The following is a 13,633-nucleotide window of genomic DNA, read 5'->3' as shown; positions in this document are numbered from 1 at the left end:
AAACCTACCCCCGCCCCGCGACTTCCCGCAAAATCCCCAGCATCTGCTTCCCTGCCCGCTGCCAGTGGTATTGTGCCGCCTGCGTTTTCCCTTTTTTGGCCAGATCATGCCGCAGGGCTTTATCTTCCGCCAGACGGGTCATGCCATCGCGAATGGATTCTATACTGAGCGGATCACAGTAAAGGACAGCATCTCCACAAACCTCAGGGATAGCCGTGCTATTACTGGCCAGCACTGGGCAACCACTGGCCATAGCTTCTACGGGCGGCAAACCAAAACCTTCATAGAGAGAGGGATAAATCAGGGCCACAGCCCGCTCCAATAAGGCCGGTAAGAGTTCATCGCGCAGATAGCCCAGCAGGACAATTTCACCCCGTGTCTGCATGCGTTCTAGAATGGGGGCAAAACGGCTTTCCTGCCAGCCCATCTGCCCCACCAGCACCAGGGGATACTGGCGTTTGATGCGGTCTGCCAACCCCTCATAGGCAAGGAGCAGTCGTTCCATGTTTTTGCGGGGTTCCAGCGTCGATAAAAACAGAAAATAGGAGCGCGGATCTCCATCCAGGGCGACGCGTAATGCCCGCCGGGTTGCCTCGCTCACGGGCGCTGAAAATCGCTCGGAAATACCCTGGTACACAACATGAATGCGCCCTGCCAATTCCGGGAAGTGCTTCAGGAGTTCGCCCTTGGTAAAATGCGAGATGGTTACCACCGCATTGGCTCTTTCCAGGGCCGGACGCAGGTGCCGATTCAAAAAATGCACCCGTCCCGGAGGATGTGCTTCGGGCATGTCCATGTGGGAAAGGTCATGCACTACCAGCACCTGGGGGGAACGGCCCTTAGGCAGCACGTAATTCATGCCCAAAATAATTTCCGGTCGCCAGCGCTTTTTGAGGCGTTCCAGTTGCCGTCCCTGCAGATAAAATTGCACTTCACGGCCCAGTGGAATCTTCTTTTTCCACTCGCCCCGCTGCGGAATGCTTAATCCGGCGGGATGCGGGGGCTGATCGGAGTAGCTGGTGGTGGTGAAATAGGTCAGCTTTACGGCGGGGGTTTGGGTCAGGACTTTAATCAGTTCTTCGGAAAAATGACCAATACCTGCTGGACGTCCTTGCATCGTGGTGGCTTCTATGGCTACACGGACGGTGCGGCGCCTTTCGGTTTGCGGCAAGGGTACCGGCGTGGGCACCTGTTCGCTGTAGGCCAAGCCCTTGCGCGCTTCCCAAATGGCACGAATATTGTTCCTTTGGCCGGCACGCAAACGCTTGCTGATGCGCACCAGAGAACCCAGCGTCCAGCTTAGTCGGGGAAAACGCGCGTAGCGGGACAAAAAGTGCCCCGCCGAGTTGGTCACATAATAATCCTTCAGGGGATGATCGTGCCCCAGACTGGACGAGTGCTGATGCCAGATATGGGAGTCGGCGGCCACTGCCAGTTGCCAGCCCTGTGCCCGCAGGCGGTAGCACAAGTCGGTGTCTTCCCAGTACATGAAAAATTGATCGTCATCAAAGAGGCCGATTTGCTCCAGCGCCTCACGGCGCAGCAACAGACTGGCCCCTGTCAGATAATCCAGCCGCGCGGCGGGAAGCGTACGCTTGGCATGATGCGCCAAACCCAACCACGAGAGGACATGACCACCGCCCCAGACCAGCACCTTTTGCGGGTGTTCCAGATCGTAAATGGCTGAACCGACCGCACCTACCTGCGCATTGCTTTGCATCTCTGCCAGCAGCGCATTGAGGGCGTCCTTGTGGACAATGGCATCATTATTGAGGATCCAGAGGGCGGTAGCACCTGCATCCAGTGCGTGACGGATGCCGACATTACAACCCCCGCCAAAACCCAGATTCTCGCCGGTACGAATCAGGGTAATGGGTAAGGTGCAGGAAGCTAACCAGGCTGCCATGGCATCGGCACTGCCATCTGTCGAACCATTATCCACAATCCAGATATGCCCCGGGGTTTCGCTGAGTTCCCTCAGTGCCCGCAAACAACGCCGCGTATCGGCAAGGCTATTCCAATTGATGAGAATAATGTGGGCGTTTTGCGCGCTAAAGCTGGGACTGGTCAAATTTGTAGGTATCCGCCAAATAGGGGTGTGCTGCCTGGTGCTTCTGCTGGCGAGGGATTATGCCACCGTACGGTCAGCTCTGCCAGAAAAAGCCCAACGACAGGTACAGGGTCATCGGATCATCTTTGCAAGACAGAAAACCGTAGTGCACATAAAACGCCTTGGCCTCTTCCCCTTTGGCATCGACCACCAGCGCATAGGCAGCTACTGTTTTACGGGCCTCCAGACAATGTTCAACAGCACAACCCATGAGGAGGCGCCCCAATCCTTTCCCCTGATGCGCTGAATCCACTGCCAGACGCCCCAGTCGGAAACAGGGCACGGGGTAGCGCGGCAGCTTTTTTCGGGTGGGCGCGTCCATTTGCATGGCGTCAATCTGGGCAGCACTCAAACTGTAGTAACCCAGAATAGTTTTCGGTTTGTCTGTATCAACCAGTACATAAACCACGGTAATACCCTTTTTCACATGCTGAACGGCAAAGCGATGCAGATACTCATCCAGCGCGTCCACAGCAGATGTAAAAGCCTGACGGTCATGACGCTGCGGGTCCAACAGTTGGATTTCAAGCACGCCGAACTTTACGCGCAAGATCCATGGCATTTTGTAAGGGAGCGTTGGGCATAAATGCCCCATTCAGAGCCCTTGTTAAGGCCTGAAAATCGTCGTTCGACATCGTAATGCGTGACTCCCGTTCCAACAGGTCGCGTGCCTTTTCTTTGGCTGCGTTGCGTACGAATGCGGCCATGGTCGTACCCGCCAGGGCCGCAGCACGCGCTACAACTTCCTTTTCTTCTACATCCATTTTCAACTCAAACCGAGCTGCCGTCATATCCATCTCCAGAGATTACGGCAAAATACCGTATACGGTATTTTGCCGTATAAACCGCCAAGCTGCAATGTGACGATCTCCCGCCAGACGGTTCAGAAAACTGAAAATATTTGTAGGAAATTGGGTCACTGATAATTGCTACCGAGTCCGGCAGTTGGTAGGATATCCCAACGCCATATACAGTAGAGGCAGCCATCATGGAACAAGCGACCGTCTTTCAAATTAATCGTAGTCAGGCCGTACGACTGCCCAAATCCATCGCTTTCCCCAGTGATGTGAAGCGCGTGGATGTCGTCGCCTTGGGTCGTGTGCGCATCCTGGTACCTGCAGGGGAATCCTGGGAAAGCTGGTTTAATGGTGAAGGGGTCAGTGCTGACTTTATGGAAAGTCGCGAGCAACCTGATTATCAGCACCGGTTTCACCCGGAAGAAGCAGTACGAGGAAGCCGTGGTTTATTTCAAAAATTGACAGATAATAACAAACATGGCAGATCACTCACAGAAGAGCTCATCGCCGAACGACGCCTTGCAGCAAAATATGAGTAAGTCAGTACTGGATGCTTCCGCGTTGCTTACTTATCCATAAACTCATAGGCTTCTCTGAAGTACTGAAGTTCACGTCATCCTGATTCGTTAGTAAAAAGCTTTACCTCTTTCTTTGTGTTGTGGCCTTTCTTACACTGTGCGCTACCTTTTCATTTGAGACTTTTATGCGCGCCAGTCAGATTTTCATTCCGACCCTGAAAGAAACTCCCGCCGAGGCGGAACTCGTCAGCCACCAGTTGCTGCTGCGCGGGGGCTTTATTCGCCGCCTTGCCTCGGGATTATATACCTGGATGCCTCTGGGCTTACGGGTATTGCGCAAGGTGGAGCGCATTGTCCGCGAGGAAATGGACCGCAGCGGTGCCCAGGAAGTGCTGATGCCGGTGGTTCAGCCCGCCGAGCTGTGGCAGGAATCAGGACGCTGGGAAAAATACGGGCCGGAACTGCTGCGCCTCAAGGATCGCCACCAGCGCGATTTTTGTCTGGGTCCTACCCATGAAGAAGTCATCAGCGATTTAGCGCGGCGCGAAATTCATTCCTACAAGCAGCTTCCCGTCAATTTTTATCAGATTCAAACCAAGTTCCGCGACGAGATCCGACCCCGTTTCGGGCTGATGCGTGGTCGCGAATTCATCATGAAAGACGCCTATTCCTTTCATGTGGATCATGCTTCTCTGGAAATCACTTATCAGACCATGTATGACGCTTACCAACGGACCTTCACCCGCCTGGGTCTGGATTTTCGGGCCGTGGAGGCAGACAACGGGGCAATTGGCGGCAAGCGTTCCCACGAATTTCATGTTCTGGCCGATTCCGGGGAAGATGCCATTGTGTCCTGCGACCATTGTGATTATGCGGCCAATATGGAAAAAGCCAGCAGTCCCGCCAAAGCTGCGCCCGCAGAAGCCCCTCTGGAGGCGGCACGGGTGCAGACGCCAGGTATCCGGACGGTAGCCGAACAGGCTGCCATGCTGGGCATTTCCAGCAGCCAGATCGTCAAAACCGTGCTGGTCGTGGCGGGTGAGCAACCGGTCATGCTGCTGTTACGCGGCGATGACGAACTGAACCTGATCAAGGCTGCTCATGCCCTGGAAGTGGACGAAGTCAGAATGGCCACGCCCGAAGAGGCCGAATCCGCTACCGGTGCTCCTCTTGGTTTCATCGGTCCCAAAGATTTAAAAACTTCTATTCGGGTGCTAGCTGATCATCGAGCCCTGAATGTCGGCAATTTCAGCACCGGGGCCAATGAAATGGATACGCATTGGGTGAATCTCAACTGGGATCGGGATCTTTCCTGCCCGGACAGCGCCGACTTGCGCAATGTCCGGGCTGGCGACCCTTGCCCCCACTGTAGTACCGGTACGCTGGGCATCCGCCGGGGCATTGAGGTAGGCCATGTGTTCCAGCTCGGGCAGGTTTACAGTGAACGCATGAAAATCACTGTGCTGGACGAAAGCGGACGCGACGCCACAGTGACCATGGGTTGCTACGGAATTGGGGTATCCAGGGTAGTAGCAGCGGCGGTGGAGCAGCATTTTGACGAACGCGGCATTATCTGGCCCGCGTCGCTGACCCCCTTCGATGTGGGCATCGTCGCCATCAATGCCCGCAAATTCCCAGAAGTTGCCGCCGCCGCTCAGGCTCTGCATGATCGTCTGGAGCAGGCGGGTTTCAATGTGCTGCTGGATGATCGGGATGAACGCCCCGGTGTGCAGTTTGCGACCATGGATTTGATCGGCTTGCCGCATCGGGTGGTGGTCAGTGACAAGGTACTGGCGCAGAATGTTTGGGAATATCGGGCGCGCCGCGCCAGCGAAAATACGCTGGTGAATGAAGCCGAACTGATGGACCGCCTGAACGCGAGTTCGCCCGTTCATTAACCATAAGGATCAGGATCATGGATAATTTTCCAGTGCAGCATGTAATGGTGGCCGTAGATTTTTCAGAAATGGCGCTGCCTACCGCGCTGGCGGCGGCTCAGGAAGCGCGGCTGCATCAGGCCAAACTCACCATCATCCATGTATTCAACCCGCAAATGCTCAATTTGCAGATGCCCGAGGAAATCCTGCCCCCGACTCTGGATCTTCGGGAAAAGCTGCTGCATCTGGCCCACGCCGAAATGGACAAGCTCCACAAGGCGATGGACAGCGAAGGGATGCAAGCAGAAATGGTGCTGGAGGAAAGTGCGGACAATATTGGCCGCGCCATTGCCGCTTATGGCAAGGCCCATCAGGCCGACCTGCTGGTGGTCGGCAGCCATGGTCATAGTGGTCTGGGACGCTTACTATTGGGTTCTGTAGCCAATGACGTGCTCAACCACGCCCACTGTCCGGTGCTGGTGATCAAACACACCTGATTCACTGATACTGGTTAACCCAGGCACTGACCGCCCCCACAAAATCACTGCCGGCCTGGGTCATGGCGGCCGCTCCACCCGCCGCCGAAGGGGTTTTTAGTGGCACGCTTTCCTGGAATGCATGCTGGGCGATGACCTGAAAATTGCGGTCATTCAATAAAGTGGCTGTACCTGCTATCAGCGCCTGACCAGCCCGGGGTGCAGTGAAATTTACCACGAAATTACTCAGGTACAGGCGGAGCACATATTGTGCCGCACCACTGGACTGCCCGGAAAGTACGGCTTTCCAGTGCTGGCTTTGCTGCAGATGCTGTAGCAGACGCATATCCAGCATTTCCGCCGGGGTCCCTACCCAACGCGCGTCCCGATAAGACAGGAGCATTTGGGGATTCTGATAAAGCAGATGGTATTGGTAGGCATTGGTATCCAGCCAGGAGGGGGCGCTGACCGAGGCCAGTTGCAAAACGACTTGAGCAGTGTGCGGTGCATTTTTGGCTTCAACAGGCACCGACGAATGCAACGCAGTAATATTGTAGGGCGTCTGCCAGGGCGTCGCGGTGGCACAACCGCCAAGCAAAAAAGCGGTCCCAAAAAATCCCAGACGGGCTGCGCCCCATAAACGTGGCATGCGAACAACTCTCATGAGCTTAGTGACCTCCTGCAGAAAAACCCGACTCACCCGGGCCTGGGGGTGGCCCCTGAGTTCCGTAAAGCAGGGATTGGGGGGATTGTTTGAGGGACTGGCTGAGGCTGGACAGCGCTTCACTGCTATGCAGCAGACTGCTGGTCAATTGCCGGACCTGGGGAAGTGTCTGGTAATTTAACGTATTCATTGCCTGCTCACTGGCAGTACCCAATTTTTGTAGGGACTTGGCCGCCTGGGTAGCACTCGCCAGGGGGGCTTGCGCCTGTACTGCCAGGGTATCTAAATGCTGGATGAGTTGATGACTGGCGACCATGGTGGATTGGGTGGCAGCCACCATGGCGGGAAGCGCCTTGAGCGCCGGCATCATGGCATCTTCCATTTGCACCAGATCCTGAGTAGCCTGATCGAGATGCGTCAAGGTTTGCCCGAAACGGGCACGGTTCTGGTCATTGAGCAGGTCATTCAGACGATCCGCCAACTCATTGCTGCGGTTTACCAGAGACTCACCATTGCGGGACAGCACCTCAAAAAAGCTGGGATGCATGGGAATTTCAGCAACCTGACCCGGATTGTGCGTAATGGGGGCAAAATCGGTTCCCTTGTCGGTTAAGGATAAGTAGCTGAGACCGGTGACCCCTTGAGGAGCCAGTTCTGCGAAAGTCGCCCGGGTGATGGGTGTCGATTTATCGACTTTGATTTTCACCCGAATCATGCGCGGATTCGTCGGGTCCAGACCGATGGCTGTCACCTCACCCACCCTCACCCCTTTGAATCGCACGGGCGCCTGAATGCTAAGACCAGTAACACTGTAGGGCGAAATCACATCAAAGTTGACCCCGGGTTTTTCGCCGTGATGCATCCACAATCCGACAATCGCGACCGCGACGCCAAGTACCAGCAAAAAAACTACCGCGACCAGCGCGTGCGCACGGCTTTCCAAGAAGGTAGCTCCTGAATGAGATGTGTCCCTATTGGAGCACAGGAACCGTTGCAAGCCAATCTTTCTGAATGATCTGCTCAATGGCAAGACCTCTTGCCTGCTGGCCCAATGGAAGTCATTGACTTGCCCGGAAACCCATGACTAAATGAGCCAAAATCTCTGGAGCCCTTGAAGCTATGGACTTTGACATATTGCGCCGTACCATGATTGATACCCAGATTCGCACCTGGGATGTGCTTGATCCGCGCGTGCTGGCCATCGTCACCGAGGTCAAGCGGGAGTTATTTGTGCCGACCGCCTATCGTCATCTGGCGTTTGCCGATTACGCCATGCCCATTGCCCACGGCGAACATATGTGGACGCCTAAAATGGAGGCCCGTATTCTTCAGGAGCTGGATTTGCGCGAACATCACCGGGTGCTGGAAATTGGCACAGGAACCGGCCACATGGCCGCACTTATGGCCAGACTGAGTGGTATGGTGCATAGCGTCGAGGATCGCGCAGATTTATCGCAAATGGCGGAAGGCCATTTGCGCGTGCAAGACATTCACAATGTGCAGCTCCATGTTGGCGATGGCTCATGCGGCTGGGTTGATCATGCGCCTTATGATGCCATTTGTGTCACCGGTTCCTTGCCCGCATTGCCCGAGGCTTTCAAGGAACAACTGGCGGTGGGTGGGTGTCTGATCGCCATTATCGGTAAGGGTCCTGCCATGCGCGCCCAGCGCATCACGCGCACTCAGCAGAACGTTTATGAAACAACCGTACTTTTTGAAACCGAAGTCACTCCCCTGCGGCATGCCCCAGTTCCTGGTCGTTTTGTTTTTTGAGCGGCCATGCGTATTGAAGCCCAGCAGAGCCTGATCCTGACCATCGATATGCAGGATCGTCTCCTGGGTGCCATCCCAGAGACAGAACGCAACCAAGCCATTCAAAACGTTACGCGTTTGCTGGCCGCTGCGGCGGCTCTGGAAATCCCGCGTCTGGCTACTTTCCAATATGCCAAAGGATTGGGACCGATTCGTGCCGACCTGCAGTCATTCTGTGCCCCCCCATTGGATAAAACGGTGTTTTCCTGCTGGCGGCATGCTCCGCTCCGAAACTTACTGGAAACTGAGCAGAGTCGTCGTCAGATTATCCTGACCGGCGTCGAAACCCATATTTGTGTTCTGCAAACCGCTCTGGATCTGCATAGCGCTGGTTGGAAGCCTGTTGTCGTCGCCGATGCCTGCGCCAGCCGCGACGACGCAAATGCCCAATCGGCCCTGTTGCGACTGCGTCAGGCGGGTATCACCGTCGCGGTGGCAGAGTCGGTATTTTATGAATGGCTTGGTGACGCGGCCCATCCCCAATTTCGGAGTCTCGCCCCGGCCTGGCGCTGAAACGGAGTATTTTCCCATGCAATCCCCTGCTCTCTCTTACAGCATCCATCTGGAACCCGAGGCGCATTTGTTCCGGGTCACCCTGGAAATTCCTGAGCCCGATCCTGATGGTCAGGTGCTGGCTTTGCCGGCCTGGGTTCCGGGCAGTTACACCATCCGCGATCTGGCCCGCCACATTACCCAAATATCCGCAGAATCCCGGGGCGCAGCAGTCCAACTGCACAAAATGGCCACTGATCGCTGGGTTTGTGCCGCTGTAAAAGGGCCTCTCCAGATCTTTTATAGTGTTTATGCGCTGGATCAATCGGTGCGTACGGCTTTTCTGGATCAACTGGGCGGGTTTTTTAATGGCCCCGCCCTGTTTTTACGGGTAGTCGGTCAGGAGCAACAAATGCATGCCTTGCGCATTACCGGCCCGGATCATTGGCAGTTGGGGACTTCCATGCCCCGCGCGGCGGGTGAAACTTGGGGCTGGGGTCAGTTTCAGGCAGAAAATTATCGGGCATTCATTGATCATCCGCTGTTGATGGGGACGCTGACCCTGCTGAATTTTGAGGCGGGTGGGTTGCCTCACCACTTGCTGATTCAGGGAGAACATCAGGCCGATCTGCAGGCACTGAGACGAGACATGGCCCGCATTTGTGACTGGCAGCAGAAGTTCTGGGGTGAATCCCCCTTTCGGGAATATCATTTTCTGTGCAAGGCGCGCAGCAACGACTATGGCGGTCTGGAGCATCGGGCCTCCAGTGCTCTGGTTTGCGCCCGGGATGACCTGACCGGCCGCGACACCAAAAACTATCGGCGCTTTCTGGGCCTGGTCAGCCATGAATATTTTCATAGCTGGCTGGTACAAGCCATCAAACCGGCGGTATTCAGCGCCAGCTCCCTGGAGCGCGCAGAACTTTCCCGGGATCTCTGGATATTTGAAGGAATTACCTCTTACTACGATGATCTCTGCCTCTGTCGTGCCGGTTTAATCAGTCCGGAACAATACCTGCAAGGGATCGCTCAGGAATGGACGCGCCTGCAAAGACGCCCCGGCCAATATCTGCAAAGCCTGGCAGAATCCAGCGAAGATGCCTGGCTCAAGCTTTATCATCCGCATGTCAACAGCGCCAATTTTGAAATCAGTTATTACAACAAGGGAGCGCTGCTAGCTCTCTGTCTGGACTTGAGCCTGCGTCTGGAAAGTGCAGGCCGTTTGAGTCTGGATAACTTGCTGATGCGCTCCTGGAAAGAGCACGGTCAGACGGGCAAGGCACTCCCCGAGGGAGAAGCCCTGCAACAAATAGCCGACCTTGCTGGTACGCAAATGGCAGAACAGTTGAAAACCTGGATAGAAGCCCGCGCCGAACTGCCTCTGGAATCTCTCCTGGCACGCATGGGCATTGCCCTGCACAGCCGTCCCGCCACCGGTCTGAGTGATTCAGGCGGCGAGGCGGCTGCGACCGTGCCGACGGCCTGGATTGGTGCCCACTGGCAAAGCCAGCCGCAAGGCGCACAAATCCGTCAGGTCCTCAGCGGTAGCCCGGCAGAAGCGGCCGGTTTGTCACCCGATGACCTCCTCGTTGCTTTGGAAGGAATGCGCTGCACGGCGGACAGTTTCGCCGGGCAAATCAGCTCCGGCATCCCCGGTTGCCCGCTGCGCCTCCACTACTTTCGCGATGACGTACTTTACGAGACCCGCCTGACCCCTGTTACCCCGCCGCAGGATACCTTCTGGCTGGAGTGGCTGGAGGACGTTGACGCAGTGGTAAGCGCCCGCCGCAGCGCGTGGCTCACTCCAGCATGACACTGCATATCTGGATATTTTACGCGCTTACCGTGCTGGTAATTTCTGCAATTCCAGGTCCCAACATGATGCTGGTGATGAGTCATGGTGCCCTGTATGGTTGGCGTCGATCCATGGCAACCATGCTGGGATGCATGACGGCCCTTCTGTTGATGATTACTTTATCCGCAGCCGGACTCGGTATTTTCTTTCAAACCTGGCCCCGTATTTTTGATCTGGTCCGCATTTTAGGTGCTGCTTATTTGATTTATCTGGGAATCCGGGCATGGCAGTCAGGCGGACGGCGTCCAGAAAATATCCAGGATTTGGCAGTAAACCGAACCCCGATACAGCGCCCTGCAGCTTTGTATCGCACCGGTATTCTCGTCACCATCACCAATCCCAAAGCGCTGCTTTTTACCGTCGCGTTGCTGCCACAATTCATGCGTCCTCAGGCTAACCCCTGGATACAGTTTGCAGAGTTGATATTTACCTTCTGGCTCATTGAAATGAGCTGGTATATGGTTTATGCACAATTGGGAACCAGAATCAGTGCGTTGTTGCGAAGCCCCCGGGCACATCAGATTTTACAGAGGGGAACCGGAGGGCTTTTTATGGCCATTGGTTTAACACTGTTCGTAATGGCTGCGCTCAACGAATCTTGAAAATATATCCAAATTATTTCATTACAATCAAACCATAATGCGGTGACAGGCAAGGTCGGTGCAGATGATGCTGAGCGGCACGTCCCAGGGTTCGCGGGGGACTCTGTCTAACTGCTGAAAAGCATGGCCGACCCCCAGCAGGCGCGGGTGCTGCCAATGCTGACGGTGGGAGATGCTGGCGAGGCTGCGATCATAAAATCCCCCGCCCATACCCAGGCGATAACCTTCTGTATCAAACGCCACCAGGGGCAGAATCAACAAATCGAGATCCTGCGGAGTCATCAGCAAATCAGCTGCCACCTGCGGTTCGGGAATACGGAAGCCATTGGGGCGCATGCGGCTCTCCCCATGAAATGGCGCGAAACGCAGCTTTTGCGCAAAACTTCCCGATAATACCGGCAAATAGAATTGTTTGTGACGACTCAGACGATGGTACATCAGCGGCAGAGGATTGATTTCGCCCTGCATGGGCCAATAGAGGGCAATGCGCTGAGCCTTTTTGTAATGGCTAAGCTGGAGAATTTGCCGGGAGAGTGCCAGCGCCGCCTGCTGGAGATGCTGCGGAGAAAGAGTCCGGCGTTGCTGCCGCATTGTTCTGCGCAAGCTACCCTTGGAAACCGGATCAGATGAATCTGATGTTTCAGTTTCAGAAAACAAAAAACCTCCCGCGATGGTCGTGCGGCCCGCTACCCCCAGAACCTGATGAACAGGTGGGAATCCACACATCGCTTCAGGCTACTCCGCTAGGGAGCTGCACACCACGATGATGACTGGGGACTCCCTGGATAGACAGTATTGGTTCAGGAATCGTCTCGGCCACTCGTGCCTCGCAGGAGGCAATTTCAAGTTACTCTGAGCCCTTAGCTCTGTCAACCAGTTGCTGCAGACGCTGTTCGACGAGTTGCAGATCATGCTCACGCGCCAGCAATGTCTGCCGGGTACGCTGCAAATCCGCTGCCAGATTCACGGCCACCATCAGGGTAGCGCGCTCCCGGCTGAGCAATTTGCCACGGCTTCTGGCCACCTCTAATTGTTCATTGAGTAGTCGCACGGCTTCCAGCAACAGCTCCCGTTCTTCATCCGGACAGGGTATCTGATAATGCTGATCCAGCAGGGTGACGGAAATTTGTTGCACGACATTTGTGGGTTTAACTTCGGACACAGACTTCTCCCTGATGATTTTATCAAAAATACGCGAAAACTTCGTCCTTTAGGGCTGAGATGGATAGCACGATAAAAACACTTTACACTTAAAATTGAATTGTGTAAAATTCTGAAAATGGATATTAAGCGCGCTTACAGATTCCGATTCTATCCGACTTCTGAGCAGATAACGGTTTTGGCTCAGACCTTCGGTTGTGCGCGGTTCATCTACAATCACATGCTACGTTTACGTTCTGACGCGTGGATGAAGCGGCACGAGCACATAAGCTACCACGAAACCTCCGCTGCACTGACTATCATGAAGAAGATGCCGGATTATACATGGTTGAATGAGGTCTCCAGCGTCCCATTGCAACAATCGCTTCGGCATCTGCAAACCGCGTTTGGGAACTTCTTTGCAAAGCGCTCCAGTTATCCAACTTTCAAATGCAAAGATGGTAACCAATCGGCTACGTATACGGACAGCGCCTTTCAATGGAACGGGAAGACTTTAAAACTCGCCAAGATGAAAGAGACATTGAATATCATCTTTTCCCGGACCCTTCCAAAGGCCGCCAAAGTAACGACGGTAACCGTCAGTAAAGATACGGCCGGACGATACTTCGTCAACTTTTTGTGTGATGATGCTGTGAGCGTGAAGGTTCCTGTAAACAACCAGATAGGAATTGATCTTGGCCTAACGCATTTTGCGATTCTATCTAACGGTGAAAAGATCGCATCCCCCAACGTTTTGCGCCAAAACGAGACGAAATTGGTAAGGCTGCAACGTCGTTTGAGCAGGAAACAAAAAGGCTCTTGTAATCGAGCCAAAGCGAAGTGGAAAATTGCACGTTTACACGCAAAAATTGCGGATACCCGCAAGGACTTTTTACACAAACTCTCCAGCCGGTTGATTGACGAGAACCAAGTCATCGCCATGGAAAGTCTTGCGGTATCCAATATGCAGAAAAACCACTGCCTGGCCCGATCCATTAGCGATGCAGGATGGGGCGAATTTGTACGGATGTTAGCGTACAAGGCGCAGTGGTACGGCAGGACTTTGGTCCAAATCGACCGTTGGTACCCCAGCAGCAAACGCTGTTCGGACTGCGGCCATATCGTTTCAAAGATGCCATTGAACATCCGCGAGTGGACTTGTCCCGAATGTGGTTCCATCCATGATCGGGATGTTAACGCTGCTCGTAATGTACTAACCGCAGGACTTGCGGAGCTCGTCTGTGGAGAAAACGTAAGTCCTGTCCTACTGTAAGGTAGAACGGGTTGATT

The 13,633-nt window shown here is 54.6% G+C and carries 15 protein-coding genes and 1 other RNA gene; 8 read left to right on the top strand and 8 right to left on the bottom strand.

The genetic code is table 11. From position 1 onward, the window contains the following. Positions 1–4: 4 nt before the first annotated feature. The 3 genes from GCD22_RS04100 to GCD22_RS04090 all read right to left on the bottom strand — a co-directional run bounded on the left by GCD22_RS04100 (position 5) and on the right by GCD22_RS04090 (position 2,901). On the bottom strand, positions 5–2,071 hold the full coding sequence (locus GCD22_RS04100; protein WP_081577163.1) for a glycosyltransferase: 2,067 nt from the start codon (positions 2,069–2,071) through the stop codon (positions 5–7). Between the two features lie 73 nt (positions 2,072–2,144). Beyond that, positions 2,145–2,642, bottom strand: coding sequence for a GNAT family N-acetyltransferase (locus tag GCD22_RS04095; RefSeq protein WP_170286691.1), 498 nt, complete (start codon positions 2,640–2,642; stop codon positions 2,145–2,147). Further along, on the bottom strand, positions 2,635–2,901 hold the full coding sequence (locus GCD22_RS04090) for a type II toxin-antitoxin system TacA family antitoxin (protein WP_170286690.1): 267 nt from the start codon (positions 2,899–2,901) through the stop codon (positions 2,635–2,637). The genes GCD22_RS04095 and GCD22_RS04090 overlap by 8 nt, the downstream gene beginning before the upstream one ends. A gap of 197 nt (positions 2,902–3,098) precedes the next feature. On the opposite strand from GCD22_RS04090, the gene vapB reads away from it, so the two are divergent. From vapB to GCD22_RS04075, 3 genes are all read left to right on the top strand, one after another. After that, entirely contained in the window at positions 3,099–3,446 is a 348-nt protein-coding gene (gene vapB / locus GCD22_RS18695) for a type II toxin-antitoxin system VapB family antitoxin (RefSeq protein ID WP_254892690.1), read from the top strand. Positions 3,447–3,610: 164 nt separating this feature from the next. Next, complete coding sequence (locus GCD22_RS04080; protein WP_031569130.1) at positions 3,611–5,323, top strand: proline--tRNA ligase; 1,713 nt, start codon at positions 3,611–3,613, stop codon at positions 5,321–5,323. Between the two features lie 17 nt (positions 5,324–5,340). Then, complete coding sequence (locus GCD22_RS04075) at positions 5,341–5,799, top strand: universal stress protein (RefSeq protein WP_031569128.1); 459 nt, start codon at positions 5,341–5,343, stop codon at positions 5,797–5,799. 1 nt (position 5,800) lies between these two features. Here the strand turns inward: GCD22_RS04075 and GCD22_RS04070 are convergent, their stop codons facing one another. Together GCD22_RS04070 and GCD22_RS04065 are read right to left on the bottom strand one after the other, a co-directional pair. Beyond that, entirely contained in the window at positions 5,801–6,442 is a 642-nt protein-coding gene (locus tag GCD22_RS04070) for an ABC-type transport auxiliary lipoprotein family protein (protein ID WP_080707724.1), read from the bottom strand. 4 nt (positions 6,443–6,446) lie between these two features. Then, entirely contained in the window at positions 6,447–7,385 is a 939-nt protein-coding gene (locus GCD22_RS04065) for an MlaD family protein (protein WP_024894102.1), read from the bottom strand. Between the two features lie 176 nt (positions 7,386–7,561). Between GCD22_RS04065 and GCD22_RS04060 the strand changes: the two genes are divergently transcribed. Genes GCD22_RS04060 through GCD22_RS04045 form a run of 4 tightly spaced genes read left to right on the top strand, consistent with a single transcriptional unit; the run spans position 7,562 to position 11,203 of the window. Further along, complete coding sequence (locus tag GCD22_RS04060) at positions 7,562–8,215, top strand: protein-L-isoaspartate O-methyltransferase family protein (protein ID WP_031569123.1); 654 nt, start codon at positions 7,562–7,564, stop codon at positions 8,213–8,215. Positions 8,216–8,221: 6 nt separating this feature from the next. After that, positions 8,222–8,767, top strand: coding sequence for an isochorismatase family protein (locus GCD22_RS04055; RefSeq protein ID WP_031569121.1), 546 nt, complete (start codon positions 8,222–8,224; stop codon positions 8,765–8,767). A gap of 16 nt (positions 8,768–8,783) precedes the next feature. Next, positions 8,784–10,559: a M61 family metallopeptidase gene (locus GCD22_RS04050; protein ID WP_031569118.1), complete on the top strand. Its 1,776-nt coding sequence runs from the start codon at positions 8,784–8,786 to the stop codon at positions 10,557–10,559. Further along, entirely contained in the window at positions 10,556–11,203 is a 648-nt protein-coding gene (locus GCD22_RS04045) for a LysE family translocator (protein WP_024894106.1), read from the top strand. Before GCD22_RS04050 ends, GCD22_RS04045 begins: the two co-directional genes overlap by 4 nt. 27 nt (positions 11,204–11,230) lie before the next feature. Here the strand turns inward: GCD22_RS04045 and GCD22_RS04040 are convergent, their stop codons facing one another. From GCD22_RS04040 to GCD22_RS04030, 3 genes are all read right to left on the bottom strand, one after another. Next, a complete protein-coding gene (locus GCD22_RS04040; protein ID WP_226842633.1) occupies positions 11,231–11,860 on the bottom strand; it encodes a 5-formyltetrahydrofolate cyclo-ligase in 630 nt (209 codons plus the stop codon). Position 11,861: 1 nt separating this feature from the next. Further along, positions 11,862–12,042, bottom strand: a non-coding RNA gene (ssrS, locus tag GCD22_RS04035) — 6S RNA. Between the two features lie 8 nt (positions 12,043–12,050). After that, positions 12,051–12,365: a cell division protein ZapA gene (locus tag GCD22_RS04030; RefSeq protein WP_024894108.1), complete on the bottom strand. Its 315-nt coding sequence runs from the start codon at positions 12,363–12,365 to the stop codon at positions 12,051–12,053. Positions 12,366–12,482: 117 nt separating this feature from the next. Here GCD22_RS04030 and GCD22_RS04025 point away from each other — a divergent pair, with 117 nt between their 5' ends. After that, the gene (locus tag GCD22_RS04025) at positions 12,483–13,616 is read left to right on the top strand and encodes an RNA-guided endonuclease InsQ/TnpB family protein (protein ID WP_031569116.1); all 1,134 of its coding nucleotides are present in this window, start codon (positions 12,483–12,485) and stop codon (positions 13,614–13,616) included. Positions 13,617–13,633 lie beyond the last annotated feature (17 nt).

Origin of the sequence: Acidithiobacillus thiooxidans ATCC 19377 (genome assembly GCF_009662475.1) — a bacterium.
GTDB lineage: Bacteria > Pseudomonadota > Gammaproteobacteria > Acidithiobacillales > Acidithiobacillaceae > Acidithiobacillus > Acidithiobacillus thiooxidans.
Note: the sequence above shows the minus strand (reverse complement) of the source record. Positions and strands in the feature narration are given on the sequence as shown.

Coding starts and splice junctions, on each gene's coding strand:
- GCD22_RS04060 (WP_031569123.1), top strand. CDS start 7,562: ATGGACTTTGACATATTGCGCCGTACCATGATTGATACCCAGATTCGC.
- GCD22_RS04075 (WP_031569128.1), top strand. CDS start 5,341: ATGGATAATTTTCCAGTGCAGCATGTAATGGTGGCCGTAGATTTTTCA.
- GCD22_RS04055 (WP_031569121.1), top strand. CDS start 8,222: ATGCGTATTGAAGCCCAGCAGAGCCTGATCCTGACCATCGATATGCAG.
- GCD22_RS04025 (WP_031569116.1), top strand. CDS start 12,483: ATGGATATTAAGCGCGCTTACAGATTCCGATTCTATCCGACTTCTGAG.
- GCD22_RS04050 (WP_031569118.1), top strand. CDS start 8,784: ATGCAATCCCCTGCTCTCTCTTACAGCATCCATCTGGAACCCGAGGCG.
- GCD22_RS04045 (WP_024894106.1), top strand. CDS start 10,556: ATGACACTGCATATCTGGATATTTTACGCGCTTACCGTGCTGGTAATT.
- GCD22_RS04090 (WP_170286690.1), bottom strand. CDS start 2,901: ATGACGGCAGCTCGGTTTGAGTTGAAAATGGATGTAGAAGAAAAGGAA.
- GCD22_RS04070 (WP_080707724.1), bottom strand. CDS start 6,442: ATGAGAGTTGTTCGCATGCCACGTTTATGGGGCGCAGCCCGTCTGGGA.
- vapB (WP_254892690.1), top strand. CDS start 3,099: ATGGAACAAGCGACCGTCTTTCAAATTAATCGTAGTCAGGCCGTACGA.
- GCD22_RS04080 (WP_031569130.1), top strand. CDS start 3,611: ATGCGCGCCAGTCAGATTTTCATTCCGACCCTGAAAGAAACTCCCGCC.